Origin of the sequence: Lutimonas saemankumensis, assembly GCF_020171465.1 — a bacterium.
GTDB lineage: Bacteria > Bacteroidota > Bacteroidia > Flavobacteriales > Flavobacteriaceae > Lutimonas > Lutimonas saemankumensis.
On record NZ_JAIUZR010000004.1, the window covers coordinates 755486 to 777486 of the forward strand.

General features: G+C 37.8%; 19 protein-coding genes. 11 read left to right on the forward strand and 8 right to left on the reverse strand.

The features are described from left to right. Positions 1-33: 33 nt before the first annotated feature. The 3 genes from LCM02_RS11145 to LCM02_RS11155 all read right to left on the reverse strand — a co-directional run bounded on the left by LCM02_RS11145 (position 34) and on the right by LCM02_RS11155 (position 5708). Positions 34-2082, reverse strand: a complete 2049-nt coding sequence (locus LCM02_RS11145; RefSeq protein WP_262902508.1) for a protein-disulfide reductase DsbD family protein — start codon at positions 2080-2082, stop codon at positions 34-36. Continuing rightward, positions 2079-3419: a tRNA lysidine(34) synthetase TilS gene (gene tilS / locus LCM02_RS11150; protein WP_224929636.1), complete on the reverse strand. Its 1341-nt coding sequence runs from the start codon at positions 3417-3419 to the stop codon at positions 2079-2081. The genes LCM02_RS11145 and tilS overlap by 4 nt, the downstream gene beginning before the upstream one ends. A gap of 111 nt (positions 3420-3530) precedes the next feature. Further along, positions 3531-5708, reverse strand: a complete 2178-nt coding sequence (locus LCM02_RS11155) for a carboxy terminal-processing peptidase (RefSeq protein WP_224929639.1) — start codon at positions 5706-5708, stop codon at positions 3531-3533. A 237-nt stretch (positions 5709-5945) separates the two neighbouring features. Here LCM02_RS11155 and surE point away from each other — a divergent pair, with 237 nt between their 5' ends. Genes surE through lpxB form a run of 3 tightly spaced genes read left to right on the forward strand, consistent with a single transcriptional unit; the run spans position 5946 to position 8129 of the window. Continuing rightward, positions 5946-6716, forward strand: coding sequence for a 5'/3'-nucleotidase SurE (surE, locus tag LCM02_RS11160; RefSeq protein WP_224929641.1), 771 nt, complete (start codon positions 5946-5948; stop codon positions 6714-6716). After that, positions 6716-6994, forward strand: a complete 279-nt coding sequence (locus LCM02_RS11165) for a hypothetical protein (protein ID WP_224929645.1) — start codon at positions 6716-6718, stop codon at positions 6992-6994. The genes surE and LCM02_RS11165 overlap by 1 nt, the downstream gene beginning before the upstream one ends. Before the next feature lie 25 nt (positions 6995-7019). After that, on the forward strand, positions 7020-8129 hold the full coding sequence (gene lpxB, locus LCM02_RS11170; protein WP_224929648.1) for a lipid-A-disaccharide synthase: 1110 nt from the start codon (positions 7020-7022) through the stop codon (positions 8127-8129). Positions 8130-8196: 67 nt separating this feature from the next. Here the strand turns inward: lpxB and LCM02_RS11175 are convergent, their stop codons facing one another. Together LCM02_RS11175 and LCM02_RS11180 are read right to left on the reverse strand one after the other, a co-directional pair. Continuing rightward, entirely contained in the window at positions 8197-9090 is an 894-nt protein-coding gene (locus tag LCM02_RS11175) for a hypothetical protein (RefSeq protein WP_224929651.1), read from the reverse strand. Positions 9091-9153: 63 nt separating this feature from the next. Next, positions 9154-10491 (reverse strand): MATE family efflux transporter, encoded by a 1338-nt coding sequence (locus LCM02_RS11180; RefSeq protein ID WP_224929654.1) that lies wholly within the window; start codon positions 10489-10491, stop codon positions 9154-9156. A gap of 164 nt (positions 10492-10655) precedes the next feature. Between LCM02_RS11180 and LCM02_RS11185 the strand changes: the two genes are divergently transcribed. Genes LCM02_RS11185 through LCM02_RS11210 form a run of 6 tightly spaced genes read left to right on the forward strand, consistent with a single transcriptional unit; the run spans position 10656 to position 17538 of the window. After that, on the forward strand, positions 10656-12587 hold the full coding sequence (locus LCM02_RS11185; RefSeq protein ID WP_317197458.1) for a ComEC/Rec2 family competence protein: 1932 nt from the start codon (positions 10656-10658) through the stop codon (positions 12585-12587). A gap of 55 nt (positions 12588-12642) precedes the next feature. Further along, positions 12643-13650, forward strand: a complete 1008-nt coding sequence (locus tag LCM02_RS11190; protein WP_224929657.1) for a sugar phosphate nucleotidyltransferase — start codon at positions 12643-12645, stop codon at positions 13648-13650. Between the two features lie 3 nt (positions 13651-13653). After that, positions 13654-14631: a tetratricopeptide repeat protein gene (locus LCM02_RS11195; RefSeq protein ID WP_224929660.1), complete on the forward strand. Its 978-nt coding sequence runs from the start codon at positions 13654-13656 to the stop codon at positions 14629-14631. 7 nt (positions 14632-14638) lie between these two features. Beyond that, complete coding sequence (locus LCM02_RS11200; protein ID WP_224929663.1) at positions 14639-15406, forward strand: DUF4292 domain-containing protein; 768 nt, start codon at positions 14639-14641, stop codon at positions 15404-15406. Next, the gene (locus LCM02_RS11205) at positions 15403-16671 is read left to right on the forward strand and encodes a murein hydrolase activator EnvC family protein (RefSeq protein ID WP_224929666.1); all 1269 of its coding nucleotides are present in this window, start codon (positions 15403-15405) and stop codon (positions 16669-16671) included. Before LCM02_RS11200 ends, LCM02_RS11205 begins: the two co-directional genes overlap by 4 nt. Before the next feature lie 15 nt (positions 16672-16686). Then, positions 16687-17538 carry a fructosamine kinase family protein gene (locus tag LCM02_RS11210; RefSeq protein WP_224929669.1) on the forward strand — a complete coding sequence of 284 codons (852 nt, stop codon included), beginning with the start codon at positions 16687-16689 and terminating at the stop codon, positions 17536-17538. Between the two features lie 55 nt (positions 17539-17593). Here the strand turns inward: LCM02_RS11210 and LCM02_RS11215 are convergent, their stop codons facing one another. Both LCM02_RS11215 and LCM02_RS11220 read right to left on the reverse strand, forming a co-directional pair. After that, complete coding sequence (locus LCM02_RS11215; protein WP_224929672.1) at positions 17594-18103, reverse strand: acyl-CoA thioesterase; 510 nt, start codon at positions 18101-18103, stop codon at positions 17594-17596. Between the two features lie 52 nt (positions 18104-18155). After that, positions 18156-19079: an HU domain-containing protein gene (locus tag LCM02_RS11220; protein ID WP_224929675.1), complete on the reverse strand. Its 924-nt coding sequence runs from the start codon at positions 19077-19079 to the stop codon at positions 18156-18158. 114 nt (positions 19080-19193) lie between these two features. On the opposite strand from LCM02_RS11220, the gene dprA reads away from it, so the two are divergent. Beyond that, positions 19194-20306, forward strand: coding sequence for a DNA-processing protein DprA (gene dprA, locus LCM02_RS11225; RefSeq protein ID WP_224929678.1), 1113 nt, complete (start codon positions 19194-19196; stop codon positions 20304-20306). Here the strand turns inward: dprA and LCM02_RS11230 are convergent. Continuing rightward, a complete protein-coding gene (locus tag LCM02_RS11230; protein WP_224929682.1) occupies positions 20303-20659 on the reverse strand; it encodes a hypothetical protein in 357 nt (118 codons plus the stop codon). The genes dprA and LCM02_RS11230 overlap by 4 nt on opposite strands. 145 nt (positions 20660-20804) lie before the next feature. Here LCM02_RS11230 and kbl point away from each other — a divergent pair, with 145 nt between their 5' ends. Continuing rightward, positions 20805-21998, forward strand: coding sequence for a glycine C-acetyltransferase (gene kbl, locus LCM02_RS11235; RefSeq protein WP_224929685.1), 1194 nt, complete (start codon positions 20805-20807; stop codon positions 21996-21998). Positions 21999-22001 lie beyond the last annotated feature (3 nt).

Sequence of the window (22001 nt, forward strand, 5' to 3'; positions counted from 1 at the left end):
AATATCAAAATTTATACCAACATAAAATCTAAACTAAGGTTTAAAGTTTGCAATACCCTCATTCAGCCAGGCCAAATAATCATCAGCATCAGGATTATAAGCGGAATATTCATTCAAATTTTCTTCATCATGATCAATAAGAACATAATAGGGCTGGGCATTTGCTTTGTATTTATTGATCTGGAATTCACTCCATTTCTTGCCAATCGTAGTTACTTCCTTACCATTTATAGATGAGGTATATTTTTCTTCCTCAGGTAATTCTCGTTTATCATCGACATAAAGCGAAATCAGTACAATGTCATTTTTTAAAACCTTTAGAACCCTGGGGTCAGACCAGACGCGTTCCTCCATTTTCCGACAATTAACGCAGGCATGCCCGGTAAAATCAATCATTATGGGTTTGTTTACTTTCTTTGCATAGGCAAGACCAGTTTCGTAATCTAGAAAAGCAAGAATATCATGTGGCCCCAAATGAGCACCATCAGGGATTTCTTTTGACGTTCCTGATCCAGCATCACCTAATTTTGTGTATCCTACCCCATAGGAAGATTCACTGTAATGCATTGGCGGTGGGAAACCACTGATCAGTTTCAGAGGGGCACCCCACAATCCGGGAATCATGTATATTGTGAATGCAGCAACAATAAGTCCCATACTTAATCTTCCTACCGAAATATGAGGAAGATCAGAATCATGAGGTAATTTGATCTTTCCAAAAAGGTATAGGGCCAAGGCTCCGAAAATAGTGATCCAGATTGCAATGAACACTTCTCTTTCCAGAAAATGAGTCTGTAATACCAGATCAGCATTCGATAGGAACTTAAATGCAAGGGCAAGTTCCAGAAAACCTAAAAATACTTTTACAGTATTGAGCCAGCCACCAGATTTTGGAAGTGAATTCATCCATCCTGGAAAAGCCGCAAAAATAGAGAAAGGTAAGGCTATCGCCAGGGAGAAACCAAGCATACTGATAACCGGTGCAATACCTCCCTGTGCCGCTGCTGCAACCAAGGCTGTACCAACAATAGGGCCTGTACAGGAAAAAGACACTATGGCTAGTGCCAGAGCCATAAAAAATATACCGATTAAGCCACCCTTATCGGCTTGTGAATCCACTTTAGTTCCCCATGAACTCGGAAGTGTAATTTCAAATGCGCCTAAAAAGGAAACCGCAAAGATGATCAGAAGCAAAAAGAATATAATATTGAACCAGACATTGGTCGATAATGCATTTAGAGAATCCGCACCAAATATTGAAGTCACCACTGTTCCCAGCAATACATATAGAAACACTATGGATACACCAAAAAGGATAGCGTTTCTTATACCTACCGATTTATTTTTACTTTGTTTGGTAAAAAAACTTACCGTCATCGGGATCATCGGAAATACACATGGCGTAAGAAGCGCTGCAAAACCGGCAAAAAAGCTCAAAATGAACAGAGTCCAGAGTCCTTTTGTTTTCTCTTTTTTGGGTTTACCGGTTATCTTTTGTGTATCGGTTTCAGCTTTGATATTTGAAGAGGCCGATTCCTGGATTCCTGTCACATCTTCAGTTGTATTTTGAAGGAAACCCTTATTGTCATCGCTTACAACGGATTCAATCTCAGGCTTTCCAGCCTCTCCCTGAAGTTCAAAATTTAAATCGATCTCAGTGGGAGGCAGGCAATTAGTATCATCGCATACCATAAATTCCAATACCCCGGTAATGGTTATTTTTTCATCTGTAAGAACCTTTATTTTTTGGACGAATTGAGTTTTATTTTCAAAATATTTGATGTTCATTTCAAACACATTGTCAAACTCTTCATGACCCTCTCCTTCAGTTGGTTTACCAATAAGCTCAAACTGACCTTTTTCCTCTTTAATAGTAATGGTAGTGGGTATAGGCCCTCCATCAGGTACATTTTGAGAATATAGGTGCCAGCCCTCTTCAATTTCCGCTGATATCAGGAGTTCAAATTCAGAAGCATTGATTTTCTTCGCAGAAGTTTCCCAGCTTACGGGGTCATGAAGCTGAGCATAAGCAATGTTTCCAATGAGGGCAAGGAACAGAAATATTTTTGAAATATGATTCATGATTGAATTGCTACTTTTAAGATTTTTTTTGTCCGGTCCGTTACTCTGAAACGATCATCCATTCTTTTTCCAATGATCCAGACAATATCAGATCCGGAGCAAAGTAACCAAATATTTTCTTTTTCTAAAAGAGAGTATTTTTCATCTTTAAAAAACTTACTAAGTTTTTTTTTCCCCTTCATTCCCAATGGGTAAAAGTAGTCGCCTTTTTCCCATTTTCTTACATGTAATGGAAAAGTTAACAGATCTTTATCAAAAAAACCCTTCAATTTTTTGCTGCCTGTGTCTGACAAACTGAACTCTTCAGAATCTAAGGTTGTAAAAGTCAGGTGAAGATCATCTGAATCTAATTTAGTTTGATCTTCTGCCACCCTTATACAGATTGAATTTTCAGTCGATGATTTGGGTGCAAGAATCAAAGTTGTACGATCTCTAAGAAGTCTATGTGAATCCGAAAAAATTTGTTTTCCGGGCTGGGCGGAAAGCAGCGAGATCAAATCTTTATAATTGTTAAACCCAAATGGATAGAACAACTCAAAAAGATACACGGTATTTCGGGATAATTCCTTTAAGACCTCCAAGGAGAAATAAAGAATACGTCCTGAATCCTCTTCTCGAACAATGACTTTTTCCCTAATGCTATTTAAATGCTTTTCAAGAATTGATCCGCTGCCTTGTAAATTAGCTTGGGTCTTCGCAAAATTATTGAGGAATGAAGGGTTCAGTTCTTTGAGCAAAGGAACAATTTCTTTTCTGATTTTGTTTCTGAGGTATTTTGTTTCTTCATTCGTATGATCCTCTCTCCAGCTAATATTGTTTTTTCTGGCATATTGACTTATTTCCTCTTTGCTGAAAACCAATAAAGGACGAAGAATATTATTGCGTTTTTCCGGAATTCCGCTCAGACCCGCAATGCCCGTTCCTCGAGACAGATTGATCAAAAAAGTTTCCAGGTTATCATCGGCATGATGTGCCGTCAACAGAAATTGATACCCTTTTTGATCCATCAGTTTGCGAAACCAGTTATATCGTAATTCTCTTGCAGCTACCTGGATAGAAAGCTTATTCTTTGTGGCATACCCCAGGGTGTCAAATTTCTTTGCAAAAAATCTAATACCGCTACTTTCTGTCTGTTGCTGAACCAGTCTCTCATCAAGATCTGATTCCTGGTTTCTCAATCCAAAATTGCAATGAGCCACTGAAAAATCAGCCTGAACAGATTTCATTAAATGGAGTAATACCATACTGTCAATTCCACCCGAAACAGCAAGAAGGATTTTACTGTTTTCAATTTCAGGAAATTTCTGTTTCAGATGTATGTGAAATTTTTCGATCAATGTACTAAGAGTAATCAGTAAGGCAAATTTAGCTTATTCAGGCAACCTATAAAAAAAGCCCCTAACAATATCATTTCTGTTGTTAAGGGCTTGTAAATTAAATATTTTGACCTAGTTTTTTACCAGGAGATTTTTATTCATTTCCAGTTCAGAAAGAACGGTCAGAGCTTCTTCCACATAGATGTCTTTCTTCAGATTTTTATGCCAGAGGTCTCTCTTTTGTGCCAAGATTGAATCTTTCTCCAGAATAGGAAGTTCATATTTTGGAGAGATAAATTCCAAACGGCTTTCGTACAATGCGATGTCATCGAAAGCCTTACTTTCTTCTTCTCTTTGCTCCAGCTCTTCTTTAAACTTTTCGTAGTTTAAATTTACGAGTGTATTGTCACGGCCTTCTTTTAACCATTTGGCATTATCATCTATGATAATAAAATGAGGATTATCCGCAATTCGTCTTTTACTGTCGTTCACCACCTGGTGGAAGTTCTCATAAGCATTTACCGGTGTGTATTCGGCGGGTTCAATTTTGTCCCAGCTCAATGGGTTTTTTTCATCCCGTTCACCGATTTCAAAATAGGTATATTTATCAGGCATTACAATATCGCTTGAAACTCCTTTAAGCTGTGTTGAGCCTCCATTGATTCTGTAAAATTTCTGGATTGTCATTTTCATGGCTCCAAGATCTTTGTCGTATTTAAAGACATTGTTAAGGGGCAAAACCTGTTGAACCGTGCCTTTCCCAAATGACTGTTTGCTTCCGATTATTACCGCTCTGTTATAGTCCTGCATGGCAGCAGCGAAAATTTCGGAGGCCGAAGCACTCAACTCATTAACAAGCACCACCAACGGGCCGTCCCATTGAATCCTTTTGTCTTTATCCGATCTGATATTTGGTTTTTCTCCGCGATATTTCACTTGTACCACCGGGCCATCACTAATGAATAAGCCTGCTATTTCTATGGCTGTTTTCAGAGATCCCCCTCCATTGTTTCGAAGGTCAATAAGAAGGCCTTCCACATTTTCTTCCTTGAGCCTTTTGATCTCCTGCTCCATGTCGGTCGCAGAATTTCTGAAATTTCTTTCATTAAAATCAATGTAGAATTTCGGAAGGTTGATAATACCAAATTTCCTGTCATTAACATCTACAACACTTGATTTTACAAAAGTTTCTTCCAATTCAACAATATCTCTTATAATAGAAATGACCTTGATGGATCCATCAATTTTCTTAACAGTTAATTTAACTTCAGTTCCTTTTTTACCCTTGATATATTCAATGGCATCGTCAAGTCTCATACCCACAATGTCAACAGGAAATTCATCTCCCTGACCCACTTTTAAGATCAAATCACCCACTTCCAGTTCACCACCTCTCCATGCAGGACCTCCTGAAATAAGCTCAGCAACTCGGGTATAATCATCTCTCTTTTGTAGCCTTGCGCCAATACCTTCAAGTTTTCCGGACATGGTTTGATCAAATCGTTTTTTGTCTTTGGGTGCGAAATAATTGGTATGAGGATCAAACTGAATCGTCATGGTGTTTATAAAAATGGCAAACCAGTCAGTGTCATCCAATTCAAACATTACCGTGTACAAATCATCGAGACTTTTTAAGGTCGCCTCACGTGATTCTTTTTCTAGTTCTTCAAATGATTTATTTTCAACCTCAATTTCAACTTCTGAACTTGAGCCCTCCTCCTCTTCATCATCATCTAATGCATCTTCCTTATCTTCACTGTTACTACTTTCCAGCATTGATTCCTGTAACTGGATCTTTTCATGCAGCCTGGATAAGGTGCTGACCTTTAGCTGTAATTGCCAGTTCTTGATCAACTCGGCCTGATTTTTTGAAAAGGATTTTTTATCGTAGTCCACATCAAAACTGGCCTCTTTGTCAAAATCAAAAGGGCTTTGAAGAATCTCTCTGTAGTACTGCTGAGATTCAAGTACCCGCTGATCAAATCGATCCATTACCTGATTGTAAAAACTCAGGTCTTCACTTTTGATCTGATCATCAATGAGGTACCTGTTTTTTGAAAATTCATCGATATCGCTTTGAAGAAAGAACCTTTTGTAAGGGTCCAGGGCATCGATAAAATCTGTAAATACTTTCTCAGAAAAGGCGTCATCAATTGCATGAGGGGAATAGTGCCCCTGTTTCAAAGCATACCTGACGATTCCAATTAATATTTTGTCTTTTTCCGGGTCCGGATCCTTGGCTATATTAAAGCCAAACAGCATTCCGGATAGAATGATAAGCGGAAAAATGAACTTGATCTTATTTTTCATAAAGAGGGAAATTTTACTCATAAACTCGCTTCATACATGTTTCAATTGATGACAATATAATCAAATCTTATTTATACAACGAAAAATAACGCTTAATATGACAAATGTCCGCAATTTTCTACAAAATGGGAGACAATAGTACTAAATTATTGGCGAAATCGCTCACAATTAAATGTTAAACATAATTTTCTAACGGTATTGACAAATGTTTTATTTTTGCTTTAAAATTAATCCCAGATGCAAAATCGCCCCCTAATTCTTGTTACTAATGATGATGGTATCACAGCTCCAGGGATACGTACTTTGATCTCCGTAATGAACGAAATCGGAGATGTAATTGTAATTGCACCTGACAGTCCACAAAGTGGAATGGGTCATGCTATAACTTTGGATTCTACTATTTATTGTGATGCAGTAACGATTGATGAGGGCCCGCAATTGGAATACAGATGCTCCGGAACTCCTGCTGATTGCGTAAAAATGGCGATAAGTGAAATACTGAACAAGAAGCCGGACCTGTGCGTTTCCGGTGTAAATCACGGATCTAACAGTTCTGTAAATGTTATCTATTCCGGAACAATGAGCGCTGCCATTGAAGCTGGAATTGAAGGTATTCCGGCTATCGGGTTTTCATTGCTTGATTATTCCTGGAATGCAAGGTTTGATCATTTAAAGAAACACATGAAAAACCTTGCATTACATGTTTTAGACAAGGGACTTCCCGACGGTGTTGTTTTGAACGTGAATTTTCCAAAAATTGAAGGCCTTGAATTCAAGGGAGTCAAAATCTGCCGGCAGGCAAGAGCAAATTGGGTAGAGGAGTTTGATAAACGGGTCAACCCTCAGGGAAAGGAATACTATTGGCTGACGGGAAAATTTGTTGATATGGACCATGGGGAGGATACGGATATCTGGGCACTGAAAAACGAGTTTATTTCAGTTGTTCCTGTGGGATTTGATCTTACTGCTCATCATTTTTTGCCGGCTTTAAATAATTGGAAATTGTAATGAAGAAGGAAATTTTAATAGGTTTTGTTGTCGGTATAATTGCTACGGCCTTTGGGTTCTATATATATGTTGAGTTTGTATCGGCCTATAGTTTTGAAGAGACTTTGAAAATAATCAATGAAGGTAATTTGTACGGTAAAATTCTGGGACTGGCAGCGGTTCCCAATCTTTTTGTTTTTTTTATCTTTCTCAAAAAGAAACAGGAATTACGAGCCAGAGGAGTTCTTCTGGCATGTTTTTTCATTGCCTTCTTGATTTTGATCAGTAAATTTTTATAGATCATCGATTTAAACAGAAACGAAATTGAAATACTACATAATTTCAGGAGAGGCATCGGGTGACCTGCATGCTTCAAATTTAATGAAGGCCTTAAAAAAGGAGGACGATCATGCCGATTTCAGGTTTTGGGGAGGAGATTTAATGTTGGCACAGGGAGGTACCCTGGTAAAGCATTACAAGGATCTGGCTTTTATGGGATTTGCAGAGGTCATAATGAATCTGAGAACTATTTTGAACAATATCAAGTTCTGCAAAAACGATCTTTTGGAATATGCTCCTGACGCCTTGATCTTAGTTGATTATCCGGGTTTTAATTTGAGAATTGCAGAATTTGCAAAGAAAAACGGGATTACTGTGCATTATTATATTTCACCACAGATCTGGGCCTGGAAAGAGAACAGGATAAAACGAATCAAAAGGGATATCGATCAGATGTACGTTATACTTCCTTTTGAAAAGGAATTTTACGAAGGCAAACACGGTTTTCCTGTACATTTTGTTGGGCATCCCCTTTTGGATGCCATAGCAGAAAGAAAACCTATCATCCCTGAAGATTTTGCCAGGGAAAACGGATTGAACGAGAAACCTATTGTTGCACTTTTGCCCGGAAGTCGAAAACAGGAGATAACCAAAATGCTTTCTGTGATGCTAAAAATGGCAGCAAAGTTTCCTGACCATCAGTTCGTTATAGCAGGTGCTCCGGGGCAGGAATTATCATTTTACAATCATTTCCTGAAAGAAGAAAACGTCTCAATTGTCGAAAATAAAACCTATGATCTGTTATCAGTTGCAAGTGCCGCGGTTGTAACCTCGGGTACGGCCACGCTGGAAACGGCATTGTTCAAGGTCCCGGAAGTAGTTTGCTACAAGGGAAATGAAATTTCCTATCAAATAGGGAAAAGGCTTGTCAATGTAAAGTATATTTCCTTGGTTAACCTGATTCTTGATACAGAAGCCGTAACTGAACTTATTCAGGATGATTTCAATGAAACCAGTTTGGAGAATGAATTGTTCAAAATTCTTGATTTTAAGGGAAGAGAATCAATTTTTGATCATTACTATCAACTTGAACAGGCTCTTGGAGGAAAAGGAGCTAGTGAGAAAACGGCAAAGTTAATCATAAAAAATACCTGACCCCCAGTTTTCAAGGATCAGGATTTGTGATTCTGTTTGTTCCCGGCACTTCTGAACAAAACATAGTTTATAGTTCACAAAGAGCTTTGAAAGTTTCTTTAAAGTCACCCGGCGTACTTCTTATTTTCATGAACGTGCCCATTGTGAGTTCTGGCCAGTGAAGCGCTATCCTGTACCTTCCGTGTAGCATCGTAGCTCTTTTTCCGCTTAGAATTATTTCATAGGGAAGCGCCGACAAATGCTCTTCTCCAATAATTGGAAGAAATTGTTTTTCTCCTTTTTCTTCATCTAAATAACCAATACCAAAAACAGCGACATTCTTATCTTCAAATATTAGCTTGTAAACCAGTTTTGTGGAACCCTTGCCAGATTTCAGATTCTTCTCTATGGTAGCAACACCTTGTTCGAAACTATCAAAATCTTTCAATTCTACAGGATCGGTGAAATAAGGCATCATGATCTTATAATGGTATTCTCTAAGATCTTCAGCAGTCATCGCCCCTCCAAATCCTTCATTAAGGTCTCCTAATTGGCTCAAGGCATTTTTTACATCAGATTCTATTCTTTGCAAGCCCTGTTTATGGGAATCATAAGAATCCCTCAGATAGGCCTGGAACAGGTATTCCGGATTCAAATAGGATACCTTTGTTGACGGACCATCAGATTTGAGCCCAATTTTAAGTGCTGCAGCCAATGCTCCTCGATCTGTTACCTTGAGCGTTATATCCTGTAAATCTTTTCTGGAGTAAACAATGACCTTTAAGGTTTGATTATTTTCAGGCCGGTAATCACCAAGAATCTCGAATCCGGCATTCTGTAAAGCCTTCGTGACTTTTTCTTCAGCGATTTCCTGAGAACCTTCCACTTCACCCACGAAAATATATGGACTGATTTCCTGAGCTCTTAAAGCTACAGAAATCAGCATGAGGAAAAGGAATTGAAAAGCAGTTGAATTTTTCATCGGAAATGAATTTAAATTTCGGATAAAATTAGCAAATCAAGACATCGTAAACCCTAACTTATGTCATGTTAAGGGCTTAAGAGAAAACTTTTTCTTAAAAACAAAAAGTAGAATTCCGGCACGCATCATCATCCAAACAAAAAAAGCGATCCAAATGGCGTATAGGCCAAGATCAAAATAATCACCCAGCAGCAAGACAGGGATAAATCCAAGAAATGTTGAGGCTAAAAGTGTATTGCGAAGTAAAACGGCTTCGGCCAGGCCTTTAAAAATTCCATCGAACACAAAAGCTATTGCGTTTATGGGCTGCATCAAAATGACGATCCAGAAAATACTTTTAAAAAGCCCAAGAACCTTTTCATCCTTACTGAACATTTGTCCAATTTCTGAATAAAAGGCAAAACAAGACGCACCAAGAAGTAAAGCAATCAATACGGTGTATGTATTCAGTTGACTGCTCAGTTTCCAGATCTTTTGATAATTTTTTTGTCCCAGGAATTTTCCTGACATAATGTTTCCCACACTGGAATAACCATCTATGAAAAATGCAAAAAACAACCAGATCTGGAAAGCAATGGTTTGAGCCGCTATGTGATGAGCGCCATATTTTGTTGCATAAGCATTGGCGAGATACAAGGCAATATTCAATGAAATTGCCCTAATTATAAGGTTTAAGCTCAATGAGAGTAGTCTTTTGATTTCAGGATGAAAGGGCAATTGAAATTTCAGGGAAAAAGGAGTTTTTCTCAGTAACAGAACAAGTGAGAAAAGAGCCATGGTCAATTGAGAGATCACACTGGCCCAGGCTGCTCCCTCCACACCTAGTGCCGGAAAGAGGTCTTCTATTCCAAATACGAGAATAAAGTCGAGTAAAATGTTCAGACTGGCTCCGGTTATGCTGACAACCATGGGCCAAAAAGTATTCTGCAACCCTCTAAAGACTCCGAAAACGGAAAAAACAAACAGCGTAAGTGGCAGGCCCAGGGCCCTGATTTTATAATAGGAAACCGATTTTTCTAAAATCATTCCTTCCGCATTGTACAAAACAAAAATATTTTCAGCGAAGAACACGGTTACCAGATAGATGACCAGACTGAGACAAACATTGATTCCGATGATCTGAGCAGGTAGGTGATTTATATCCTTCAGCTTATTTGCACCCAGATATTGAGCAATTATGGCTGAAATCGCGGATCGTGTCTGGGCTAGAATCCAGACAATTGCCGAAATGAAAGATCCGGCAATACCCACTGCAGCAAGCGCTTCGGTTGGATTTATCCTTATATTTCCAACAATGGCCGTATCAGTTATTGATAACAGCGGCTCTGCAATTCCGGATATGATGGCCGGAATGGCCAGTTTATTTATTTGCCGAAAAGAAATTTTAGGAATATGATTCAATGATCTGAATGTTTACCAGGCGAAAATAATACAATTAATTTTGAAAGATTAGCTGGTTTGCTGGATTTAAAGTTTGTACCCTTTCATTTCTGTATATTTTTATCGTTTGGAATTCTTCTTGGTTTTTTTTTGAGTTCTCAAAAGCAGGAGTTTTTTGCGGGATTATCAGTCTCATTTTTATAAGTATTCGTTCTGCTGTTTTTCACGCGAAAGAATGGTTTAAGCCTCCTTACACTTTTGTAATTTCCTCATGGGTTCTTACCGTTTTTATCGGAATATATCTGATTTCGATATCAGGGCCTAAAATGAATTCCAATCATTTTCAGCACAGTTTGTCCAAAAAACCAGTTTACGGGCTCCTTGTTTTGAGGAAACTGAATAGCGGTAAATTCTACTCAAAATATCTGGTTAAGGTTACATCCGTAAACAGAATGAAATCTTCCGGATTTGTTTGGCTAAGAATCGATAAGAATAAGAATTCAGCCATTCTTAAACCGGGAACACGAATTGTTACCTGTTTGGAACTCAATGAAATTAAAGCTAAAAGAAATCCGGGCGAGTTCGATTATCAGGATTATTCAAAGAAAAAGAACATTGGGTATCAGCTTACCCTTGAAAACAATAAGTTCTTCAGTTCTCAGCCGGATAGAATAGGCTTGGTTGCCAAAGCTCTGAATTACAGGGATTACCTCAGTTTACTATTAAATAAGCTGAAATTTGACGCTATGGAAACCTCCTTATTAGAAGCCTTGCTGTTAGGAAGAAAAACCGATTTGAAAAAAGAGATGGCCTCTGTATACAGGAAAGCAGGCGCAATGCACTTACTTGCAATTTCCGGACTGCATGTTGGAATTTTACTTTTTTTTATAAGAACCCTTTTCATGCCTTTAAGGCGATGGCAAGTAGGAAAAGGATTGATGAAAATAGTACCCTTTTTTAGCCTGTGGGTATTTGCTTTCATTACAGGATTATCCCCTTCGGTTTTAAGAGCTGTGATCATGTTTAGTTTTATTTCAATAGCCCTTAACTTTAATCGCTTTCATCATTTGAATCCGATACTGTTTATCGCGTTTTTTATTAGCCTGTTGTGGAAACCGTCGTATTTGTTTGATCCTGGATTCCAATTGAGTTACCTGGCAGTTCTATCCATTGTTAATCTGGGTCCCAGGATAAGAAATCTATGGAGGCCAAAAAATAAGATCATTTTGTATCTCTGGAACCTGACCGTTGTTTCAATAGCGGCTCAAATAGGAGTTTTACCCTTAATTTTATATTATTTCCACGAGTTTTCGGGGCTGTTTCTCTTTAGCAGCCTTTTACTTATCCCGCTATTGGGGATAATTCTTGGATTTGGATATTTGCTTCTGGTTATGCTTCAGTTTGATTTTGTTCCTGAATTCTACATTCAAATCTTTTCTTTTATAATTGGACTTATGAATCGGATTGTATTTTTTCTATCCAGATTTGAGGTATTCATTGTGGAAAAGGTATTTTTTTCCAAAGCCCTTTTGACAATAAGTATAATTTCAATTATTGTATTATTTTTTTACAGAACCAAGGAGGCTTCAAAGGTGGTCATTGCCCTGCTGGTAAATGTAACCCTTTTTGCGACAACCGTTTTAATTGAATCAGTTATAAAGGAGAGTGGATCATCTTTCATTGTATTCCAGGAGTTTAATAAAAGCCTGATAATTAAAAGGTCTGGCAAATGGGTTTCACTTATTAGAAAAGCTGAGCAGGAACCAGGCTTGGATAGGTTGATGGAAAATTATCAAAGGGGGTTTATTGGATTAAAGATTGAGAAAGAAGAATGTGATCAAAATTTGATTGAACTCTCAGGCCAACGTATTATGATAGTCGACAGTAATGTTTTTTTGACAGATTTTGGATTTGACCCGGATATTATAATTCTTCTCAATTCACCAAAAATTAATCTTGAAAGATTTTTACAAGAAGTTGATCCTAGGTTAATCGTTGCTGACGGATCTAATTATAATTTCCTGAAAAAAAGATGGTTAAAATCGGCTGAGGAAAAGCAAATACCTTTTTACGATACAGCCATAAAAGGGGCCTTTGAAATAAATTTGGGAACCTGAGCCTCTGACAATTTTATGTATATTTGAGCGTTTTAAGGGGAAATATAGAATTAAGATGAAGATTATTGTACCCATGGCGGGAATCGGATCCAGGCTGAGGCCTCATACCCTGACAATTCCCAAACCACTTACTTTAATAGCCGGAAAGTCAATAGTACAGAGACTGGTAGAGGATATTGTAAAAGTGGTAGATCAAAGCGTAGAAGAGGTTGCCTTTATTATAGGACCTTCTTTCCCCCCCGATACGGAGGAAAAACTCATGAGAATTGCAAGGTCTTTGAATGCTGAAGGAAAGGTGTTTGTACAGGATGAAGCGTTGGGTACCGCTCATGCCATATATTGTGCAAAAGAATCTTTGAAAGGGCCTTGTGTTATAGCCTTTGCAGATACATTATTCAAAGCGGACTTCACACTTCAAAATGGAATAGACGGAGCAATATGGGTCAAGAAAGTTGAGGAACCGAGTTCATACGGAGTGGTTAAACTTAAAGACGGAATTATCACTGATTTTGTTGAGAAACCGGATGAATTTATTTCGGACCTTGCAATAATAGGGATTTATTACATCAAAAACGGAGAAGCACTGCGCGGAGAAATCCAGTATATTCTCGATAACAACATAAAAGATAAAGGAGAATTCCAACTGACAAATGCTTTGGAGTTTATGAAACGAAAAGGAGCTAAATTTGTTCCTGGTCAGGTGAGTGAATGGATGGATTGCGGCAACAAGGATATTACTGTAGATACCAATGGAAAAATATTGGAATTTGCTCAAAGAGATAATGAAGACCTGATATCAAAAACTGTTAAATTGTCAAATTCAAGAATTATTGAACCCTGTTATATTGGTGAAAATGTGGTTTTAAAGGATGCAACAGTGGGGCCAAATGTTTCTTTGGGAGATAATAGTGTTGTTGAAAATTCTCGTATAGTGAACTCACTAATTCAGACCCATACGACCATTAAAAACGCAAAATTAAGCGAAGCAATGATAGGCAATCATGCTTTTTTCGATGGAGAGTTTAAGTCTGTTAGCCTGGGAGATTATTCAAGTTTGGAATAGCATATGCTTAAAGCACGTTTATATATAAGTCTAATTATTGGAACATTTTTTTGTTCTGATGTCCTTATTGGACAGGAAGATTTGGTTTCAAGAGAGGAAATGCTGGTTGAACAGCAACAGATTAATTTTCAAACCTTTTTCTTTGAGGCTCTTCAGCAAAAGGCTATTGGTAATTATGATAAAGCGGTTTATGCCCTGGAGGCATGTAAAGACATTGAAAAGGAAAATGTTGCCGTATTGTTCGAACTTTCAAAAAACTACTATTTTCTCATTAAATATACAGAAGCAGAATACTTTATTTTAAAAGGACTGGAAATAGAACCTGAAAATATTCATATGCTTAGGCACCTTAAGGAGATAAAAACCAAACAGAATGATTATTCAGGAGCCATCAAAGTTCAACAGAAAATTGTCAAGAATAACCCGGAGGAGGAGGCTGATCTGGTAATCCTTTACATCAAATCGGGAGATATAGAAAATGCAACAATACTGTTGAAGAAACTGGATGCAGCAAACAAATTGCCAGAAGGCCTTATGGCTCTGAAGGAGTCACTTTTGCAGGAAGGAAATGAGGATTCAAAAGAAATACCCGAGAAGATATATGAGGAAATTCCAAAGAATAAGGTCGATATGATCAAGGAAGAGTATGATCTGAAAAAAGATTTTCACAGCCTAAAGATTTTACTGGAAGAAGAATGGAAGAGTAAAAGATATCTGGATCTATTGGAACATAGTAAAGAAGGCCTCTCTTTGTTCCCCAGTCAACCCATTTTATACCTCATGAACGCAAAGGCACTGAACAGTTTAAGAAAACACAGAGAGGCAAAAGAGATCTTAGAGGAAGGCTTTGATTATATAATTGAGAATGATAATTTAAAGTCTGAATTTTACAGGGAATTAGGGTTATCGTACAAGGCTATTGGAGACAATAAAAAAGCTACTGAATTTTACAATAAAGCGAACACTTTAAAATCAGAATAAAACCTAAATGAAGAAAATAGTTACTATTTTTATTTTTGCTGCCATTTTCACTTCTTGCAAGACGGCCAAAGTTTCAGATAAAAGTGTTGACTATGTCCCCGTTAAGACTATCATAAAAAACAACAACAAAGTACAATTTGCGAAATCTTCAATAAAGGCCAGCATGCAGGTCAAATATAGAGGAAAAGATGAATTGCCTAATATAAATGCCTCTCTTCGAATGGTTAAAGACTCCATAATTTGGTTGAATTTTTCCAAATTGGGTTTTCCCGTAGCAAAGCTTCTAATCACACCAAGAGAAGTAAAGTTTTATGAAAAAATCGGTAATACTTCTTTTGAAGGCGATTTTAAATTGATTAGCTCATGGCTGGGAACGGACTTTGATTTTACAAAGGTTCAGAACTTATTTCTGGGTGAAGCGCTAATTGATCTTGAATCTAGAAAATTTCAGGTAAATATAAAAGAGGGGAGATATGAATTGGTTCAAAAAAAAAGAAATCCTATTTTTGACATTACCTATGGGATAGAACCTGTGGATTTTAAAATTGTGAAGGAGGAAATCAACTATCGAGGAAAAAATCAAAATTTTACCATATTATACAAGGATTATCGTAAAATAAGTGAATCTTTGTTTCCAAAAGGGTTCTTAATTTCTGCTAAAACAGGTAGTTCGTCTACCATTATAGATGTGAACTATAAAAATGTGCAGTTTGATGTTCCTTTAAAATTCCCCTTTAAAATTCCGGACGGATATAGAAATATTGAACTTGAATGATCTTAAAAAGGGTTGACATAAAGGAAAATAGAAAGGGAAAAAGCTACCAATTCCGAGAGTTTTTTGGCTTAAATGTTATTGTAGTTCTATTTTTCTTGTTGATACCGGTGGCTGCCTTTTCTCAGACCCGTGAGGAGTTGGAGAAACAGCGTCTTCAGCTTCAAAAAGAGATCAAGGAAATAAATACCCTGTTATTCAAATCTCAAAAAAAGGAGAAGACTTTGCTTTCTGATTTATCTGATATCGTGCAAAGGATAGGCGTAAGAACCAAGCTTATCAATACCATCAGCGAAGAAACGGAACAGTTGAATTTTGAAATCAAAGAGAATGAAAGACAGGTAAAAATGCTGGAAGACCGGTTAGAGCTGCTTAAAAAAGATTATGCCAATATGGTAGTACAATCCTATAAAAGCAAAACAAAAAACAGCCGGTTAATGTTCCTCTTGTCTTCCGAAAGCTTTCTTCAGGCCTTTAAAAGACTGGAATATATTAAACAGTACGCTGCTTACAGAGAGCGGCAGGGAGAAGAAATTCTGGCTGAATCAATAAAACTTAAGAACCTAAACGATTATTTGGTTGAAAGGCGAAATGAAAAAGAGGAACTTTTGGCTTTAAATAAAAAGGAAAAAGACAGTATTACCAAAGAAAAGTCTACTCAGGAGAGCCTTGTTAGATCGATCAAAAAGAAAGAGAAAAAATACATCGCTCAAATCAATAAAAAGCAAAAGCAGGAAAAAATGATAGATGCCAAGATAGAGGCTCTTATCGCAGAAGCTATTGCTAAATCCAAAAAAGAATCAAACCTTAAAAGTTCGGGTTTCGCCTTGACGCCTGAGGCTGTTGCCCTTGAGAAGGATTTTATCTCAAATAAGGGAAAACTACCCTCTCCGGTAGAACGAGGAGTTATTGTAAGGCGATACGGGAAACAGTCACATCCTACTTTAAAAGGGATCACCATCGAAAGTAACGGAGTGTTCTATGCTACAGAAAAAAATGCAAATGCCAGGGTAATTTTTGATGGTAAAGTCCTGGCAATTCAGGTCCTTCCAGGGAAAAAGAAAGCGGTTTTGGTTCAGCACGGAAATTATATTTCTGTCTATAAGAACCTGGATAACGTTACCGTTCAAAAGGGAGATCTGGTCACTACAAAACAGGAAATCGGTAAGATCCATACAGATTCAACCACAGGAAAAACAATTCTGGCCTTCGTATTGTTTAAAGAAATTCACAGGCAGAATCCCGAGGAATGGGTCTATAAAAACTAGATTCTTTTTTAAATCATGTTTTTTAAGAAAAGTATAGAAAACAGGCTTGATTGCGAACTGATATCAATTAAACCTGTTGCCGGGGGTGATATTAATAAGGTATATTTTCTCCAAGGCGCTGAAAGCAACTTTATTCTTAAAAGCAATCTAAGTCAGAAGTTTCCGGAAATGTTTGAAAAAGAGGCCAGAGGTTTGGAGCTTTTGTCTGGAACTACCGTAAGGACCCCGAAGGTCATAGATCTTTACGCAGAAGAAGGTAATCAGTTTTTGATTCTGGAATATTTTGAGTCCGATAGGCCGACTCAGGCTTTCTGGTCCGATTTTGCCATTTCTTTGTCCTCACTTCATAAACGAACTTCTGATTATTTTGGTTTGGATGAAGACAACTATATAGGCTCTTTAAAACAAAAAAATGATCCTTATGATTCCTGGGAAGCCTTTTTTATACAAACGCGTTTAAACCCGCAGATCAAGATGGCATTTGACAGCGGATTCATTGAGAAAAGGGACTTGCTATTGTTTGAAAGATTCTGTAAAAAGTTTTCGACCCTTGTGCCAGAGGTTAAACCGTCCCTGTTACATGGAGATCTTTGGTCGGGAAATCTGATGTGCACAAAAGGGCAGGTTCCCGTTTATATTGACCCTGCTGTTTATTACGGCCATCATGAAATGGATTTATCAATGACTCAGATGTTTGGTGGTTTTGATAAATCGTTCATTTCCGTTTACAGGGAGAACTTTGAGCTGCTAAACGGGTGGGAGGAAAGAATTCAGATTCATAATTTGTATCCCAGTCTGGTTCACCTAAATTTATTTGGATCATCATATCTTTCCGGAATTCAAATTGTATTGAAGAAATTTGCATAAATCTCTTTCTTACCACTGGATCAGCTGCCAGACAATCTTGCTAAAAAATCAAACTCTAAATAAAGAGAGCTCTTAATTCTGTGGCGTCTTTGGGGTCCATTTTTTTCGAAAGCACCAGACTCAATTGCTTTCTTCTTAATGCTCCGTCAAACCTTTCTTTCTCAAGTTTGGTTTGAGGAACTATCTCCGGGACTTTAACAGGTGATCCGGTCCTGTCTACTGCGACAAAAGTGTAGATCCCTTCGTTGACCTTTGTTCTTTCCCCGGACTCTCTGTCTTCCATCCAAACATCTACAAAAATCTCCATAGAGGAATTAAACGCTCTTGAAACTTTTGCTTCAATGGTAAGAACACTTCCCACGGGAACAGCCTTGGAAAAAACAACATGGTTGACTGAAGCTGTTACCGTAATCCTGTTGCAATGCCTACGGGCAGCAATACTTGAGGCACGATCCATTCTTGCAAGTAATTCACCTCCGAAAAGATTGTCCAAAGGGTTTGTTTCTCCGGGTAAAACAAGATCTGTCATTACAGTAAGAGAATCATTGGGGATTTTGCTTTGCATGTTAAAACGGATTATAAAATTATATAAGAAAATGTATGAGCAGAAGCAGTTTTTAGAAATCCTGAATCAGCAACCAAGAGTCTTTTGCAACATTCTCTCTGATTTCAGATAAATTTTCAAGAGCTTCATCGCGCGTCAGGAAACTACCATAAGAAACCACGGTCAAATTCCATTTATTGACACCTAAAATACGAGCTTCATAACCTTCTGAAAGGAGCTGATTTACTTTTCTCTCGGCATTTTCAGGAAATCGGAAAGCCCCGGCAATCACATGAAAACTTTTTTTTCTGCTCTCCACTTCCAGGTTGAGCGTTGGCAGAGGCTTGGAAATAACGAAAGTGGCATTCTCAATTTTCTCTTCAATTAAAAGCTGCTTTTTCTGAGCTTCGACCAGCTGTTTTTCATAGAGACGATTCTGATAATACTTGCCTGCAAATCCAATTGCAGACAAGCCAAGAACGAAAATAGCCGCGTATTTGATGTAATTCGGAGCCTTTTTTTCTTTTATTGGAATAACTTTAGGAGCAGGTCCTGCCGAAGACAATGTCTTTTTAACTGTTTCTCGTTCAATCTCAGGGCGTATTACACTGGTCAATCCAAAAGATGAAGTAAGGTAATTCGTTTTCAGCTGAGGTTCAAAGTGCAATTTTCCCTCGGCCACGGTAAAGGAACCTAAACCATTTAAAATTAGTTCCTGATCTTTTAATTTTTCCCTCCAGGCATCGATTTCGAACTTAATATAATTTACAGCACATTCATAGGAAATGTTATCCACCGAAGCAATATAGTTGGCGAGTAAACCATCATTATTTGTTAGATGAGAATTAAAAGTAATTTGCTTGTATGGAGGATACAGGGTATTGCTGGCCTTATCAATTCTTGCAGATTTGTTATTCGTAATAAAACCTCCGAATTTTGGAACTATTACGCATTCATACCGATATAATAAATCACTGATGTAATTCGCTAAATTCAATGACAGGGAGTTTGATTTGACTTAAACAAATCTAAAAAAAAACAATCAGGGTTTACCAATGACGCATCATTTTTATTAACAAAAACATGCACAATTGAAAATCAATATTTTAGTATGTATAATGATGCTTTATTTTATGATCTGGCCCTCAGTTTTGCTAAGGGAATAGGTCCGGTAAATACCCACAGGCTTCTTAACCATTTTGGATCTTCAAAAGAATTATTTTGTGCCCAAAGAAAAAAATTACTTCGCTCAGGGGTCAACACAAAGTTAATCGATGCTATAAGACTTCCAGACAATTTGAGAAAGGCTGAAAAGGAACTAAAATTTATGGAGTCCCATAAAATTTTTGCAATCAGATATTCGGATAAGGAATATCCAAAAAGGCTTAAGCATTGTCATGACGCTCCTTTCCTGCTTTTTAGTAAAAGGAAGTTGAATATCAATAAAAAAAGGATTCTAAGTATAGTTGGAACCAGAAACATGACACTTTTGGGAAAACATTTTTTGACCAACCTGATGCATAAGCTTAAAAAATACGATCCGGTAATCATCAGCGGACTGGCGTATGGGGCCGATATATGCGCCCACAGAGAGGCGGTTAAAAACGGACTATCTACTATTGGTGTCTTGGCACATGGATTTGACACGATATATCCAAAACCCCACTATAATACGGCATTAGAGATGCTGGAAAATGGAAATTTATACACGGAGTTCACCTCGGGAACTAAACCTGAAAAGTCAAATTTTATCAAAAGAAACCGAATTATTGCCGGGTTATCTGAAGCCACTCTCGTAGTCGAATCCGCCCAAAAGGGAGGGTCTCTCATTACTGCGGATATGGCATTTTCCTATGATCGTGAAGTGTTCGCGGTTCCTGGCAGGCCCAATGATATTCAAAGTGCAGGATGCAATAAGCTCATTAAAGAGAATAAAGCATCTTTGTGCAGTAACGAAAAAGACCTGGCCGTTTGTCTGGGCTGGGAAGAGGAGGCAGGTAAACTTGAACACCTGTACAATGTAGAGTTCGAATCGATGGATAACGATGAGAGGCGTATACATTCAATTTTACTTGAAACAGATAGAATGGACACGGAAGACCTGTCACATAAAAGCGGACTTGAAATAAAAGATCTACTATCCAAATTACTGGAAATGGAGTTGAAAGGGCTTGTCCTTTGTTATCCGGGAAAAGTATTCGAAGCTATTAGGAAGTTGAATTAAAGAAGAGGCTTGGTTTGTTCAAAATACAGAACAACAGCCTCTTTCATCAGAATAGTTTGCTCACCGCCTTTAAGATTTGGCAGCTCTTCAATAGCCTTGTAGTGGGGCCATCCTTCCTCATCAAAATAATCAAACTCATAGTATCCAAAGGGTTCGAGTAATTTACAAATGGCAATATGCATGATATTGAGTTTTTCATCCTTGCTGAATTTTTGATACCCTTTACCCAGTTCCTGAATTCCAATCAGGAAAACAATAGCATCCAGATCCATTTTTTCGCCTCCTCCAAATTTTTCAGAGATATCTTTTTGAATCGCTTCCCATTGTATTTTGATCTTTTCGTCCCTGGCCATGCAACATTAATTTAGGAGCCAAAAATACTAATTAGGAAATACAAATACCTTATAATTTCTTACTTTTGCCTTATCTGTAAATAGCTTACAAAGGTTTCTGTTTGAACTTTTGAAAAAGAACATACCCATTTAAAATTACTTTTCCATGTACGGCAAAATAAAGGATCATTTAACTGAGGAACTGAAATCCATTGAGGAAGCAGGTTTGTATAAAAAAGAAAGAATCATAACGAGTTCCCAGGATGCTGTTATTAAGATCTCCACAGGAGAAGAAGTAATCAATTTTTGTGCGAACAACTATTTAGGGCTTTCCAATAATCCTGAAGTTATTAAGGCTGCAAAGGATACCCTGGAACAGCATGGTTATGGTATGTCATCTGTAAGATTCATTTGCGGAACTCAGGATATTCACAAACAGTTGGAAAAGAGAATTGCCGGTTTCTATCAAACAGAAGATACTATTCTGTATGCGGCTGCATTTGATGCCAACGGAGGTGTTTTTGAGCCTTTGTTGCAAAAAGAGGATGCGATAATTTCTGACTCTCTCAATCATGCTTCTATTATTGACGGTGTGAGGCTGTGTAAAGCAGCTCGCTATCGCTATGAGAACAATAACATGGAGGATCTTGAAAAGCAGCTGATCGAAGCGAATGAGCAAAACCACAGATTTAAAATTATAGTTACGGATGGTGTATTTTCAATGGATGGAATTGTAGCACAATTGGATCTTATCTGTGATCTTGCAGAAAAATATGACGCTTTGGTGATGGTTGACGAATGTCACGCTGCAGGGTTTATAGGAAAGACCGGAAGAGGTACAGTTGAGCTCAAGAATGTTATGGGCAGAGTGGATATCATAACAGGAACTTTAGGGAAAGCTCTTGGGGGTGCAATGGGAGGATATACAACGGGCCCAAAGGAAATTATAGAAATACTGAGACAGCGTTCAAGACCGTATCTGTTTTCGAATTCACTGGCCCCCTCGATTGTGGGAGCTTCACTAAAAGTGTTCGATATGATTGAATCAGATACGAGTCTAAGGGATAAACTGGAGGAGAACACCAATTACTTTAGGTCAGAAATGGAAAAAGCAGGTTTCGATCTAGTTGGAGCCGATGCCGCTATCGTCCCGGTGATGCTTTACGATGCTAAGTTATCTCAGGATATGGCTAACGCCTTACTTGAAGAGGGAATTTATGTGATAGGATTCTTTTTTCCTGTAGTACCCAGGGGAAAGGCCAGGATAAGAGTGCAGTTAAGTGCTGCACATACAAAGGAGCATATTGACAAAGCGATTGCCGCATTTATCAAAGTGGGAAAAGCGATGAAAGTAATTTAAACC

Bases quoted from the DNA above. Each gene is read 5' to 3' on its own strand.
- LCM02_RS11145 (WP_262902508.1), bottom strand. From the start codon at position 2,082: ATGAATCATATTTCAAAAATATTTCTGTTCCTTGCCCTCATTGGAAAC.
- LCM02_RS11155 (WP_224929639.1), bottom strand. From the start codon at position 5,708: ATGAAAAATAAGATCAAGTTCATTTTTCCGCTTATCATTCTATCCGGA.
- surE (WP_224929641.1), top strand. From the start codon at position 5,946: ATGCAAAATCGCCCCCTAATTCTTGTTACTAATGATGATGGTATCACA.
- LCM02_RS11165 (WP_224929645.1), top strand. From the start codon at position 6,716: ATGAAGAAGGAAATTTTAATAGGTTTTGTTGTCGGTATAATTGCTACG.
- LCM02_RS11175 (WP_224929651.1), bottom strand. From the start codon at position 9,090: ATGAAAAATTCAACTGCTTTTCAATTCCTTTTCCTCATGCTGATTTCT.
- LCM02_RS11190 (WP_224929657.1), top strand. From the start codon at position 12,643: ATGAAGATTATTGTACCCATGGCGGGAATCGGATCCAGGCTGAGGCCT.
- LCM02_RS11195 (WP_224929660.1), top strand. From the start codon at position 13,654: ATGCTTAAAGCACGTTTATATATAAGTCTAATTATTGGAACATTTTTT.
- LCM02_RS11200 (WP_224929663.1), top strand. From the start codon at position 14,639: ATGAAGAAAATAGTTACTATTTTTATTTTTGCTGCCATTTTCACTTCT.
- LCM02_RS11205 (WP_224929666.1), top strand. From the start codon at position 15,403: ATGATCTTAAAAAGGGTTGACATAAAGGAAAATAGAAAGGGAAAAAGC.
- LCM02_RS11210 (WP_224929669.1), top strand. From the start codon at position 16,687: ATGTTTTTTAAGAAAAGTATAGAAAACAGGCTTGATTGCGAACTGATA.
- LCM02_RS11215 (WP_224929672.1), bottom strand. From the start codon at position 18,103: ATGCAAAGCAAAATCCCCAATGATTCTCTTACTGTAATGACAGATCTT.
- dprA (WP_224929678.1), top strand. From the start codon at position 19,194: ATGTATAATGATGCTTTATTTTATGATCTGGCCCTCAGTTTTGCTAAG.
- LCM02_RS11230 (WP_224929682.1), bottom strand. From the start codon at position 20,659: ATGGCCAGGGACGAAAAGATCAAAATACAATGGGAAGCGATTCAAAAA.
- kbl (WP_224929685.1), top strand. From the start codon at position 20,805: ATGTACGGCAAAATAAAGGATCATTTAACTGAGGAACTGAAATCCATT.